Below are 13,713 nucleotides of genomic sequence, written 5' to 3'. Positions count from 1 at the left end.
TATCAGACAAATTGCACCTCTGAAACTTTTTTATTTAAAATTGCCAACCTTAGCAAATTGCCCATTATCGATAATATAGTACTTGCGTCCATGAATCTTGACACGCCCGCCATAAGTTCTAACATAATTGCCCCGCAATAACTTATCCGTGCCAATGCGGATACCATCTTCGTCATAGATATAAGCATTATGCTTTAAGAGCCTCAAGCTGCCGTCAACATTAGTTGCGACAACATACTGATTAGTGCCAACTTGTAAGTACTTTCTGCCATTAATAAACTTTGTGCCATAAATCGTTAACTTAATGCCTGCTTTCTTAGTTGCCTGCTTAGTTTTGGCACCGCTTTGATCGTAAATCAAAGCGTTATGCATTAACAATTTAGTTCCAACTGGCTTAGGTAGTGCGGGAGCTGTTGGCTTAGGCTTGGTCGGCTGCGGCGCAACCGGTGTAGGAGCTGGAGTTACGCTACCTGCTGAGCCATTATCATAATAGTACTTGATGAGGTCAAAAAAGTCGTCCATTGAGTAACCCCATTTAGCAAAATAGCCATCAGGATCTCCATGGTCAGTTCCACCCAAAAATTGAGAAACTGCGCGGTGAGACCAAACAGTTCCCTTGCCATCATGGACGGCATTATCTGGAACCAAGTTATATTTACGCATCACTTGTGCAACGTAAATTGCGTCATTATTAACACTTTTGGCGAAGTCGGAAAGATTATTTTCTTCACATAATTCTACTTGGAAAAAGCGGTTGTTAGCCTGCGGACCAGCGCCCCAAACGCCATAATCAGTTGATGTCATTTGAATAACACCAGTCTTGTCAACGAAAGCATGAACATACGAATAAATATTCATCCATTCGCGGTTAAAATAAATTGCCTCATTATAGGCTGAAGCACCAGGCGTTGCTGTCTCGTGAATAACAACACCTTCAGGTTTACCATTACGATAATTAATTTTATTTTGGGCTTGAAAATCGTTAAATGGTATTCCCTTTTGCTGCAACATTTGGTTGAGGTAAGTTATGCCTCCGTAACTATTTTGCTTTGCCATATCATTAATTGAACTGGCATGAACTGCTACTGGCTCAGTTGCAACTGCAGTGACAGTTGGAACTGTTATTCCTGCAGCAAAAGCTAAAGCCGCAATTATTTTCCTCATTTTTCTTTCCTCGTAATAACTATTTTTTGGCTACAGCAGCCAATTTTTGATAATTTTCAGTCATCCATTCAAGGTAAGTTGTCTTAGAAGGAATTGTTTCCCGGACATAGAGAACAGGAATGTTCTGCTCTTTAGCCAACTTGATAAAACTGTTAACAGTTGAACTAGAAGTCTGTGAATTAGCAACAAAGAAAGCAATCTTGCGCTGCTTAATTCCTTCTGACATTGCCCGGACAGTTGCAGGACTTGGATCCGTATTATTCTGAATTGCTTGTTCAAATTCTTGATCGGCGACTTTTAAGTGAGCGGCTTCTAATGCGTAATCAAACACAGGTTCACTAACATAAACTGGCTTGCTATTTTTACCATCTATTTGAGAAGCCGATTTTTGAATATGAGCTATTTTACGCAAATACTTTTGCCCGTTATCACGGTAATAGCTTGCATGACGTGGATCTTTTTTACTGAGCTTTCTAACTAAGTAATTAACATACTTTGTTGGCATAGTCAAATCAAACCAGATGTGCGGATTAGCGCCCTTTTTCAAATTCATTAGGTCTTCACCCACAAGCACCGGTTCTTTATCAACCGAAGAAGCAAGCTTATTCATCCAGCCATCATAACCTAATCCGTTAGCAACAACAATGTCAGCATTTGATAATGCTTTGGCATCGTTAGTTGTTGGCTCAAAGTCGTGTGGATCAGCATTGGCGTTTTTAATAATTGCCTGTGCCGTACCATATTTTCCGACCACATTTTGAGCAATATCAGCATAAACGTTAGTCGTGGTCATGATCGAAATTTTACTACTTTTTTGTGGTTTCTGCGTGCAAGCACTGAGTAAGAGGAGAACCAGACCAATTAAAGCCGTACCTGTAAAAATTTTCCTTAATTTAGCAAATGTCATTATTGTTGTCATTCCTTTTCTATTTTATTTTTTTAATAACATAAATTGGACCGTCGCAGCAATAAAAGTTACTTACAATTAATAACCATTATACACTAAACAGAGACCGATATTAAAGTAGTGCATTACAACAATTACGCTACAATTTGATTACTTTTTGAATGCAAAAGCGTCTTTTTGTCCGCCTGGTATTTATATAACGTGAATAGAGCAAACTAAAAAGCGTGCAGGAATTCCTGCACGCCTTTAGTGTAAGTAAACGTATAAACAAATCTTCTAATTCTAAAACTATAATCCAATCATGTGCGAAAAGATTGGAACCAACAAATTATCAACTAAAGCAGTTGCTACAACGGCGACGGCCGCCATTGCTCCCTGAATTGATCCTAGTTGCAAGGCAAAAGCAGAGCCAACCGTGTGGCCTGCAGTTCCTAGCCCTAAGCCTGTTCCTAACGGATCACTGTTTAGTTTGAACCAGTCCACTAATTGCTTGCCAAGGGCATAAATTACAACTGCATTGATAATACATGCCATGGCGGTTACTGAAGCATTGCCTCCGATTGAAGAAGTGAGCGGCATTGCAACAGCAGTAGTAGCGGATTGGCTGAGCATTGATCTAATACCAACCTTATCAAGTCCAACCGCCTTAGACACTAAAGTAATTAGTACCATTGAAATAAAAGTACCAACGATTAAGCCCAATAAAATGACGAGCCAATTTTTCTTAACAACATCATTACGTTTATACAATGGTACAGCGAAAGCAATTGTGGCCGGTGTAATAAACCAAAAAATGATGTCGCCACCTGGTTTATAGGCTTTAGCATAAACTGTCGCAGTCGTGACATTAAAATACTTGCCCAGAATAACCAAAACGGCAATTCCCAAAACCATGCTGACAAAAAGTGGCTGAAAGAGGAAAAATCCCTTGGATTTTTTGAATAGCCATTGTCCAATCAAGAAAAGGACTAATGATAAGAAAACGCCAAATAATGGGTTTGCAATATACTTCACTATTTAACACCTCCCACTTTCTTATGATCAACAATACTAGTTTGGTTGCTAGTAATCTTATGAACAGCCCAGCTAAAAAACCGTGTTGTATAAGCAACGACAACCAGCAGAATAATTGTTGAAGCAATAATTACAATTACTAATTGCACTCCTTGCGTTTCCATTATCTTCAGATTAGCTGCTAGTGAAATTCCTGACGGAACAAACATAAAACCAATCAGCGAAATCAACGCACTTCCAAACGAGTCAACCCATTCAACTTTAATAAGATGAAGGGTTAGCAAGAGATAGAGTAAAACTAACCCAATGACTGGCGTTGGCACTGGAAATGATTTTGGCATTAAATCAGATATTATCTGGGATGCAAATAATATTGCAGCATAAATAAACATCTGAACCAAAATCGGCGCTGACTTTGTTTTTTCTGCTTTTCCCTTCTTCATAAGCCATTTCCTTTCTCATTACATCTTTGATTGCCTTCAATAACTACCTTAACGGAAAAATATTATCTTGAAAGCGATTTAACAGCGAACTGCAAAAAAAGACTTGTGAACTGCACCTAGCAACTTTCACAAGTCCTATTTTTTAATTTTTTCTTTTTACATCCCCAGCCGCTCATTCAGATCTTTGCGGTAAGAGCGGCCAACTTGGATTCGATCACCGTTACTCATAATTAACAGCAAAGTATGGTTAAACCAAGGCTGAACTTCCTTAATATCTTCAATATTGACTACAGCACTGCGGTGAACTTGCATAAAACGTGGATCCGTCAGCCGCTTAGCAATCCACGCTAAGGTCTTTTTAGTTTGATATTTTTGCTTATTAGTTGCGATTGTTAAAACGCCATTATCAATTCTAGCGGAAATAACATCTAGCTTTTTGATTACGGCATTTCGGTCTTCTAGTTCGATGCTTAAAACCTCACGGTCAGTTTTAGTTTGAACCGACTTAGTTACCTGCACATTTAAGATATTAACCACCTTGGCTAATGCCTGGTCAATCCGCTTTTGTTCAAACGGTTTTAAAACATAATCCAATGCGCCAACATCAAAGGCCTTAACTGCATACTCATCATAGGCAGTTGCAAAAATGATGATAGGCGAATATGTAAGCTGCTTTAATTCTTCAGCTAGTTCAAAACCGTTTTCCTCATTGAGCGAAATGTCGAGAAACATTAAGTCGATCTGATGCTTTAACAGAATTCCTTGCGCTTCTTTAATGTCTTCAGCCTGATAAAGTTTGATTGCCTGTCCCCGCATGGCCGGGCTTTTTTTAATTAAATACGCTAATTCATTTCTTGCTAGTGGTTCATCATCAACAACTAAAATCTTCATCTTAGTTTCCCCTCTTTATTAATTTGCTTTTTTGGCTAACTTTAACGGAATTGTCGTCTTAAATGTTGTGCCATTTGCACTAGTTAACACCTTTAACTGACTAGATGTTCCGTATAAATTGATTAAGCGCTTATTTAAATTATAAAGTGCCAGTCCACTCCCCTTTGATTCGCTGATTGGTTCTTGACCTAGCCTGCTTAAAATCTGCGGATCAATTCCGCTACCATTGTCACTAACGCTGATTGCAAGATTTGCACCCTTTCTGTTCAGATTGACCGTAATCTGATTACCGGTTTTACGCCCTTTAAAAGCATGCCGAATCGCATTTTCAATAAAAATTTGGAGACAAAAAGACGGCAGCAAAGTTTCATTTGGAACTTCGATCTGGTAGTCAACTGTAAATTTATTAGGAAAGCGTAGGCTTTCTATCTTAGTATATGCTTCTACGTGCTGCTTTTCCTGCTCAAGCGTAACCTCTTTAGCCTGGCCGTTCTTTAAACTAGACCGAAAAAATGTACTTAATTCCATTAAAGCATCGTGAGCCTGATCAACGTCGACCCGCATTAAGGCAACAATTGTATTAACCGCATTGAAGAAAAAATGGGGATTAATCTGAACTTGTAGCGCCCTAATTTCAGCTTCGTTGAGTAGCGCGGTCTGCTGCTCGGTAATTCCGATTGCCAATTGACCGGAAAAAATCATGGCAAGACCACGCACTAAATTTTCTTCAACTACGGTCATCTCCCTTCCCTCACAAAAATATAGTTTTAAGGCACCAATTGTTTTCTTATTAACTTGAAGAGGACACACAATTGCCGATGTTAAGGGACAGCCTTTGTGCGGACAGCCAATTTCTTCTTTAGAATGAGCCAGTTTTTCCTTGCCCGTCGCAATTACCGTTTTTGACATATCAGTAATAACTGGTTCGCCAGCAATATGATGGTCCTGGCCGGCACCAACATGGGCTAAAACGTTAACTCTGTCGGTTAAACCCACGGCATCAAACTTCGTATATTTTTTGATAATGTGACAAACATGAGCGGCCGAATTAAGATCCAAGCCGTGTCTAAAATAGGGCAGAGTTTTATTGGTTAATTCCAGAACATCCTTTGTCTGCACTGCCCGCAATTGCCGTTCATTTGATAAATAAGTTTTTAAAATCTCAATAAACAGGCTGGAACCAATTGTGTTTAACAAAATCATCGGAATAAAAATCAGTTTAATTAAGCCAAAGCCGTGAAAAGCAAAGATAAAGGCCATCTGAATTAGTTCCGCGAATAATGATAAAACGGCAACCCAAAATGATGACGGATAAAGACTATTCTTTTTTACCCTGTCTCCCAGAACCCCAATAAGATAGCCAATCAGAACTGAACTAGCGATGTAAAAATAATCGGAAAAGCCACCAAAGATAACCCGGTGCAACCCGCCAACAAGTCCCACCAGCATGCCAACATAGGGACCTGCAGTTAAGCTAGCAGTGGTAATAACCAGCATTCGGGTGTTAGCAATCGAATCGGTCTGCGGCAAGCCAGTAATTATTAGCGGCGTAACAATTTCTTTTGAGCTGGAAATTTCCACTCCGGTTAAGTTGGCAATAACGACAAATAAGGAAAAAATTACGAATAACCAAATCTGCGACTTTAGTGTTCTTTTTTCAATTAAGTTTCTGAAAAAGCGCATATTAACCAGCATGAAAGCAAGAATCATGATTATTCCTAGTCTTTCCGCCAGCAAAATGAATAAATTAAACACGATATTCTCCGTCCCACTAATATATTGAACTATCCCCTTTTTAACACTTTAGTATTACATACAATCTAGTTTAACTTAGAGAAATCGGATTCAACTGCTAAAATTGGCACGTCAAATGGCAAAAATCCGGGGTTAAATTAACACTTTTATTTATTACGCGGCGGTTAATTAATGGCACTAATTTTGCTAGCACAAAAAAAACGCCACCTATTAAAGTGACGTTTTTAAACGAATTGGTAAATTAATTAATTTTCGGTTTTAATTGCTTTTTTCCATAAGCCCAAGATCACCCCGGCCACAATTGAACCAACAATCGTAGCTACAAAGTAGAGCAAAATGTGGTTAGCAAGTGGTGATACCCAAAGACCACCGTGAGGTGCGGGAACACCGATGCGCCAGAAGCCAACTAAAGCTCCACCGACTGCTGAACCGATGATACATGATGGGATGACGTGACCGGCATCAGCAGCAGCAAATGGAATTGCACCTTCGGTAATGAATGAGAAACCTAGAATCCAGTTAGTAATTCCGGCACGGCGCTCATCTTCAGTGTACTTGTTCTTGAAGAAAGTAGTTGCAATTGCAGTAGCAAATGGTGGTACCATTCCGCCGACCATAACTGCAGCCATCATTACGGCAGCAACCGTTGAATGAGGGTCATTGGCAAACGCACCTGAAGCAAAGACATAAGCAGCCTTGTTGAAAGGTCCACCCATATCGATTGACATCATCGCAGCCAAGATGGTGGTCAAAACAACTAAGTTGCCAGTACCCATTTGGTTTAAGAAGTTAGTAATTGCAAAGTTAATTGTACTGAAGATTGGGTTAACAATGTAGTACATAATCAGTGCAATCAGCAGCAAACTCAGAATTGGGTAAATAAGCATTGGCTTCATACCCTCAAGTGATTTTGGCAACTTAGCAAACAATTTCTTCAAGCCAACTACCAAGTAACCGGCAATGAAACCTGATGCAAGACCACCAAGGAAACCAGCTGGTGACTTAGCGTTAGTTAAGACATTAGCTACGTAAGCACCACCATAGGCACCGCTATAGACAGTGGCCATAAAACCACCGACGAAACCTGGCATCAAAGCAGGTAAGTCGCCGATTGATTCAGCAATGTAACCTGAAAGAATTGGCACCATGAAGGCAAAGGCCATGTTTCCGGCATTGTTGAGGAAAATGAAGGCAGGTGACTTTGGTCCGCCAGCATAGTTTTCCACAATGAAGGAAATAGCCATCAAAATACCACCACCGATAACAAACGGCAACATGTGAGAAACACCATTCATTAGGTTTTGGTAAATTGAACCCCAGAAGCCCTTCTTAGAGTCATCGGATTCTTGTGCAGCCTGACCATCGGAATGGTAAACACTAGCCTTTGAATCAAGGATGGTTTCAACTAATTCGTCAGGTTTATTAATACCGTCAACAACAGGACGGCTAATCAATGGCTTACCATCAAAACGGGGCATGTCGACTTTCTTATCAGAGGCAATGATAACACCCTTTGCCCGCTTAATTTCGTCAGCGGTCAACTTGTCCTTAACGCCTTCGGAACCATTCGTTTCAATTCGAACATCAGCACCTTGTGCTTTACCGGCCTTAATGATTGCTTCTTGTGCCATGTAAGTGTGGGCAATCCCATTAATACATGCAGTAACCCCAACAATTAACGGCTTGTCTGCATCACCGGTATTACTTGCACTAGCGGCTTGTTCTTTTTCGGCTTTTTTATCAGCATCGCTTTTTTGTTCAGCATCTTCAAATAGCTTGATTACTTCTTCAGGTGATTGGGCATTCTTTAATGCTGCAACCAAATCCGGGTTAATCAATAAGCCTGATAGCTTAGCCAAAGCTTGCAAGTGAGTATTATCAGCACCATCTGGTGCGGTAATCATAAAGAATAAATAAACTGGTTGGCCATCAAGTGAATTGTAATCAATTCCTTGTTCACTTTTAGCAAAAAGGACACGAGCCTTATTAATTGCCTTGTTACGAGCGTGTGGCATTGCAATGCCATCGCCTATACCAGTTGTTGATTCATTTTCACGTGCCCAAATCGATTTGATGAATTCATCTTCATCATTAACAATCCCGGTCTTGACTTCCAAATCAGCCATTTCCTTGATTGCATCTTCTTTGTTTGTCGCTTTAAGCGACATAATCATCGATTCAGGAGCTAAAATATCTTTAATTTGCATTTGAATTCTCCTTCATTACGAAATTTCTTCCACGTTAATTTGTGGTAAGACCGCTTCTATCTGGCTCATGACCGCAATATCCTTGGTAAAGGCTGTAGCAGCACCACAGGCCATTCCGATCCGGAAACTTTCAACCGGATCCTTAGTTTTAACGTAAGTTCCGACAAAGCCCGCGATCATTGAATCACCCGCACCAACGGAATTAACAGCAGTTCCAACTGCACCTTTGGCGTGGTAGAAGTGATCTTGAGTAATCAAGTAGCCGCCCTTGCCAGCCATTGAAACCATGACATTTTGTGCACCCATGTCGAGTAACTTATGAGCACATTCAAGCATATCTTGATCAGATGAAAAAGTCGTGTCAAACAAGTCGGCAAGTTCGTGGTGATTTGGCTTGATTACTAATGGCTTGTAGTTAAGCGTATCAAGTAAAGCCTGACCAGTTGTGTCAATTACAAATTCCGCACCCGCATTTTTAATTTCAGGTAATAATTCTTGGTAAAAATCAACCGAAAGACTAGGTGCCAAAGAACCACTTAAGACAACAATGTCGCCTTTTTGTAAATCACTTAAGCGTGACTTAAAAGCCGTAATTTCCTGATCAGTAATGTTAGGTCCAGCAGCATTAATTTCTGTTTCAGCTTGGGCATGTACCTTAACGTTGACCCGCGTATCATCAGAAATAGTGACAAAGTCATTGACAATGCGGCGCTGATTTAATTGCCGTACCAATTCTTTGCCAGTAAAGCCACCAACAAAGCCCCAAGCAGTATTATCAATTTTTAACTGGTTAAGAATTTGCGAGACGTTAATCCCCTTACCTCCAGCTAAAAATGAACAATTATTGCTACGGTTGACACTGCCGCTTTCCACCTTTTCTAATTGGATGACATAATCCAAAGCAGGGTTAACAGTAACCGTATATATCATCTATTTGGCCTCCTTCAAATCTACTTTAGCAGGTAAAGTATTTTTATGTTGCGTGTTTAACACGGTCGTAATCACGGTAATATTTTTAGCATTGCCAAAAATGGCAAAATTGCGTTCACCAATTTTAGAAGCATCAGTTAGAACATAAGTATGATCTGACCGAGCAATTTCCATTTTCTTGATTGCCGCTTCTTCGGGATCCGGTGTGGTTAGATTGCCTAGACGATCAATCCCATTGGTACCGATAAAACAAGCCGCAAAATTCATGTTCTGCAGCTGCTGAAGTGCGGACTCGCCCACAACCGCGTGAGTATCCTCCTTGATCTTGCCGCCTAAAAGCATGGTACTAATGCCGTGCCCAACAGCACTTAGCGCTGTTTCAATCCCATTAGTGACAATTGTGACTCCCGGAACTTCCGCGAGAAACGGCACCATTTCATAGCTGGTTGTTCCCGCATCAATAAATAGGTAATCATTTTCGTGCACATAATGCTTAACCGCGTACCGGGCAATGCGAACTTTATCATCGTGATTCATTGTGAAGCGAATATGCTGCGAAACATCATGAGCAAAATTTTTCACTGATTGTGCCCCGCCATGAACGCGTTTGACTAAACCCTTTTTTTCGAGCTGAATCAAATCTCGACGAATCGTTGATTCTGAGGTCGCTGTCAATTCCGAAAGATCGCAGACCCGACATAATTCATGTTGGTTAATGTAGTTCTCGATTAATTTTCGGCGCTTTTGCGTTAGCATACTTTCCCTTCACCTCCTTGGGTAATTTTATGCGCGTTTCTCGCTAAAAGCAATCATTTTTGCTCAAAAAAATTCATTTTCATGCAAAAGTGAGCAATTATGAGTAATTTAGTCGCTTGCAATGAAAAAATGCTGTAGCGGTTTCAACCACTCAGCATTTTTAGCTTAACTATCAGATTTTTTATAATTTACTTATGTTCTTCCTTAGCCGAGGGTAAAAAGAATGAACAGCAAAAGCCAATAATGGCAAAAACAAGCATTAAGATAAAGCCTAAATGATAGCCGTTTGCCAGTTGCGCTGCCTTAGTTCCAACCATATTCTTTGCTCCCAAAGTTACAACTAGCATTGCTAAAGCCGTGCCAAGCGATCCCCCAATTTGTCTAATTGTCGAGGAAGCTGCATTGGCATGAGCCGTTAAATCAGCTTGCACTTCATTAATTCCAGCAGTAAAAGTAGTCATCATGGTAAACGATATACCGACCATGCGCATTGCATAACACAAACTAATTAAAACCAGGCTCGTTTGAGCATTAAAGATTAGCATTGGCAACGTACCGCATAATAGCATGACAAAGCCGAATAGAGATAACCGTTTAATTCCGTATTTATCATATAAAGTACCAGAAATCGGATTACAAATTATCATAATTAGTGCTCCAGGCATCATTACTAGCCCCGAAGTTAGCGCGGTTTCCGCACGCGTTGTTTGAAGATAAAGCGGTAAAACCAACTCAATTCCAACCATTGCGATATTACTGATGGTGCTAAGCAAGGTACATAAGTTAAAACGCCGATTTTTAAAAACGCGAATATCAAGCAGTGGCTCTGCCATATGTAATTGCCGGTGACAAAATAGGCAAATAATGATTATCCCAATGACAAACACCAAGATTAACGGCAGCGTAATTTTACCAGTATTACCAATTTCTGATAAAGCATATAGAAGCAGACCAAAACCCAGAATTGATTCTAAAAACGAAATACCATCAGTTGAATCAAGGTGCGCTGTTGTAATGTTTTGTATCGTAAAAAGCCCAAAAACCATCACGGTTGCACTAGTAACACTCAAAATAACAAACAACATTTGCCATTCGGCATATTTTAAAATTAAACCCGAAATTGTCGGTCCCACCGCCGGGCCAAAGCCAACGACAAAGCCGGTGATACCCATCGCTAACCCACGCTTTTCCGGTGGAAACATCAGCAAAATTACGTTTTGAATAAACGGCATTAAGCCTCCGGCAGCTACGGCTTCAATAATTCGTCCTGTCAATAATACATAAAAGTTTGGGGCGAATATACAAATAACCGAACCGATACAAAAGATTCCCATCATGGTTAAGAAATTTTGCTTTAAACTAAAAGACGCAAAAATCCACGCCGAGATTGGAATCATTAATCCGACCACAAGTAAATATGCAGTAGTGAGCCATTGCGCTGTTGCTTGACTTACCCCAAATGAATTCATGATTGATGGCAGGGCATTATTTAAAAAAGTTTCTGCTAATAAAGCAACAAACGCTCCAAAAAGCAGTACTGTCATCATTACTGCTCGTTTATGACCAGAAATGCTTTTTATCTCTTTTTCCATTATTTTCTCCTTTTGGATAGCATGCTACACTTTTTATAAAAATAACAATTAAAAATTACCAATAATTACATTTAAAATATGTCCCAATTGCTTAACGTCTGCATCAGATAAACCAGCAACAATCCGCTTATTGACCTTATCCATAATTTCATGAATTGCAGTAATGTTGTCATCAAGCAAAGCAAAACCTTTAGCACTTAAAGTCAAAACAATTTGCCGTTGATCATTTTTTAAGTGGGAAGTAGCAATCAAATTATTGTCTTCAAGACGCTTAACGATTCCACGAATCGTTGGGTGGCTTAAGACAAAAGTATCCGCTATTTCTTTTTGGGTAATCGTCCTACCCTTTGAATCATATAAAAATACCAATAATGAGATTTGCGCACCCGTTAAAGAATATTTTTTAAACATTTCTGCAAACCGATTGTTCAATTCTTTCTCAATTACGGTATTGGCTATTTTAATTTTGGGACCTAGCTGGTTTAAAAAGTGATCAGACATTGTGCCTTTCCTTTCTTAGTTGTTAATTATGTAGTATACTACATAATTTTCTAATTGGTAACTTTTTCTTCTATTCTTAGTTCTAAAGATGAATAGAACACGACCCCTTTTTCAAGTATGGTAAAATAGAAACACTGTGTTTTAGATTTCAAAGAGAGGCAATATCACAAATAATGGACGAAAACGAACCACAACATCATATCTCGTCTCATCATCATATGAAAATTCACTGGAAAGAATTTTTCAAGAGTCCAGACGATACCCTAATTGGGGACACTACGTTAGTAGAAAAAGGGTCACTTGTTGGCAGAGTAGGAATAATGCTTTTAGAATGCGGAACTGGGGCTTGGCGCGTACGTGATTCAATGAATACCATAGCGCGGGCACTAGACATTACTTGTTCTGCTGATATTGGTTTATTAACCATCAGTTATACTTGCTTCGATGTCGATAACAAGTCTTATTCACAAACTTTATCACTGCCAACTACCGGCGTTAACATGAATAAGCTGAATAAAATGGAAGATTTTGTTCGCCGCTTTGAAACAGAAAATGAATACTGGACAATTGGTGCGGTTCACCATGAACTTAATCAAATTGAAACGCATACCAAAAGTTACTCGTTAACAATTGCTGCCCTAAGCGCAGGACTTGCCTGTGCCAGCTTTATTTTCTTATTAGGCGGCGGTTTACCAGAAATGATTTGTACCTTTTTTGGCGCTGCCATCGGGAATTACTTCCGCGGCGTAATGGGTAAGCACAAGGTTACTTTGGTGGCCAAAATTGCTGTTGGTGTAGCTATTTCTTGTGCTATTTACTTCTTTTGCTTCCGACTGGGAGAAAAGTTCTTAGGCTGGAATTATCATCATGCATACGGCTACATAGGGTCAATGCTTTACGTTATTCCCGGTTTCCCATTTATTACCTCTGGGCTAGACATGTCAAAACTGGATATGAGGTCAGGACTTGAACGTCTTTCTTATGCTGTCTTAACCATTTTGATTGCAACAATGGTTGGCTGGGGCGTGGCAACTACACTGAGTTTAAAACCTGGCTCAATTCCTGAACTCACACTAAATCCAGTAACGTTAACAGTCTTACGGTTAATTGCTAGCTTTTGCGGTGTTTACGGCTTTTCAATTATGTTTAATGCTAAGCCATCAATGGCAACAGTGGCAGCACTTATCGGAGCTTTTGCCAACACCTTACGATTGGGCTTAGCCGAATTTAACCATGTTCCTGCCCCTCTTGCGGCTTTTATTGGCTCGCTACTAGCCGGCTTAGTGGCCAGCTTTGTTCGTGATAAAGTCGGCTTTCCGCGAATTGCAATCACGGTTCCGGCAATTGTCATTATGGTACCGGGACTTTACATGTACCGCGCTGTTTTCAATTTCGGTGTAACCAACATTAACATTGGTGCTTACTGGATAATGAACGCGTTGATGATTATTACTGCTTTGCCAATTGGACTTTTAACTGCTCGAATTTTAACTGATCCAAAATGGCGTCATGCAGATTAAACATTACCAAGCGGTACTTATTACTAGGCAAAT

At 39.9% G+C, this 13,713-nt stretch carries 12 protein-coding genes; 1 reads left to right on the top strand and 11 read right to left on the bottom strand.

Features of this window, described 5'->3' with window-relative positions; all coding sequences use genetic code 11:
- Window positions 1–30: 30 nt before the first annotated feature.
- From J3U69_RS09550 to J3U69_RS09500, 11 genes are all read right to left on the bottom strand, one after another.
- On the bottom strand, window positions 31–1,164 hold the full coding sequence (locus J3U69_RS09550) for an SLAP domain-containing protein (protein WP_267384723.1): 1,134 nt from the start codon (window positions 1,162–1,164) through the stop codon (window positions 31–33).
- A gap of 19 nt (window positions 1,165–1,183) precedes the next feature.
- Entirely contained in the window at window positions 1,184–2,071 is an 888-nt protein-coding gene (locus J3U69_RS09545) for a metal ABC transporter solute-binding protein, Zn/Mn family (protein WP_267413897.1), read from the bottom strand.
- 288 nt (window positions 2,072–2,359) lie between these two features.
- Window positions 2,360–3,085 (bottom strand): LrgB family protein, encoded by a 726-nt coding sequence (locus J3U69_RS09540; protein ID WP_220220208.1) that lies wholly within the window; start codon window positions 3,083–3,085, stop codon window positions 2,360–2,362.
- A complete protein-coding gene (locus J3U69_RS09535; protein ID WP_267413896.1) occupies window positions 3,085–3,528 on the bottom strand; it encodes a CidA/LrgA family protein in 444 nt (147 codons plus the stop codon). The genes J3U69_RS09540 and J3U69_RS09535 overlap by 1 nt, the downstream gene beginning before the upstream one ends.
- Before the next feature lie 156 nt (window positions 3,529–3,684).
- On the bottom strand, window positions 3,685–4,419 hold the full coding sequence (locus J3U69_RS09530) for a LytTR family transcriptional regulator DNA-binding domain-containing protein (RefSeq protein WP_220232349.1): 735 nt from the start codon (window positions 4,417–4,419) through the stop codon (window positions 3,685–3,687).
- 18 nt (window positions 4,420–4,437) lie between these two features.
- Window positions 4,438–6,129: a LytS/YhcK type 5TM receptor domain-containing protein gene (locus J3U69_RS09525; protein ID WP_267413913.1), complete on the bottom strand. Its 1,692-nt coding sequence runs from the start codon at window positions 6,127–6,129 to the stop codon at window positions 4,438–4,440.
- Window positions 6,130–6,419: 290 nt separating this feature from the next.
- Window positions 6,420–8,381, bottom strand: coding sequence for a PTS fructose transporter subunit IIABC (locus tag J3U69_RS09520; RefSeq protein WP_220220212.1), 1,962 nt, complete (start codon window positions 8,379–8,381; stop codon window positions 6,420–6,422).
- Between the two features lie 15 nt (window positions 8,382–8,396).
- Window positions 8,397–9,311 (bottom strand): 1-phosphofructokinase, encoded by a 915-nt coding sequence (gene pfkB, locus J3U69_RS09515; protein ID WP_103752969.1) that lies wholly within the window; start codon window positions 9,309–9,311, stop codon window positions 8,397–8,399.
- Window positions 9,312–10,067 carry a DeoR/GlpR family DNA-binding transcription regulator gene (locus J3U69_RS09510; RefSeq protein WP_220220213.1) on the bottom strand — a complete coding sequence of 252 codons (756 nt, stop codon included), beginning with the start codon at window positions 10,065–10,067 and terminating at the stop codon, window positions 9,312–9,314.
- Window positions 10,068–10,255: 188 nt separating this feature from the next.
- Window positions 10,256–11,659, bottom strand: a complete 1,404-nt coding sequence (locus J3U69_RS09505; protein WP_267413893.1) for an MDR family MFS transporter — start codon at window positions 11,657–11,659, stop codon at window positions 10,256–10,258.
- A 48-nt stretch (window positions 11,660–11,707) separates the two neighbouring features.
- A complete protein-coding gene (locus tag J3U69_RS09500; protein ID WP_220220215.1) occupies window positions 11,708–12,160 on the bottom strand; it encodes a MarR family winged helix-turn-helix transcriptional regulator in 453 nt (150 codons plus the stop codon).
- A gap of 173 nt (window positions 12,161–12,333) precedes the next feature.
- Here J3U69_RS09500 and J3U69_RS09495 point away from each other — a divergent pair, with 173 nt between their 5' ends.
- A complete protein-coding gene (locus J3U69_RS09495; protein WP_220220216.1) occupies window positions 12,334–13,680 on the top strand; it encodes a threonine/serine ThrE exporter family protein in 1,347 nt (448 codons plus the stop codon).
- The last annotated feature ends 33 nt before the right edge of the window (window positions 13,681–13,713 follow it).

Source organism: Lactobacillus sp. B4026, from assembly GCF_026535825.1.
GTDB classification, from domain to species: domain Bacteria; phylum Bacillota; class Bacilli; order Lactobacillales; family Lactobacillaceae; genus Lactobacillus; species Lactobacillus panisapium.
The sequence above is the reverse complement of the archived record's forward strand: the minus strand, read 5'-3'. Positions and strand labels throughout refer to the sequence as shown.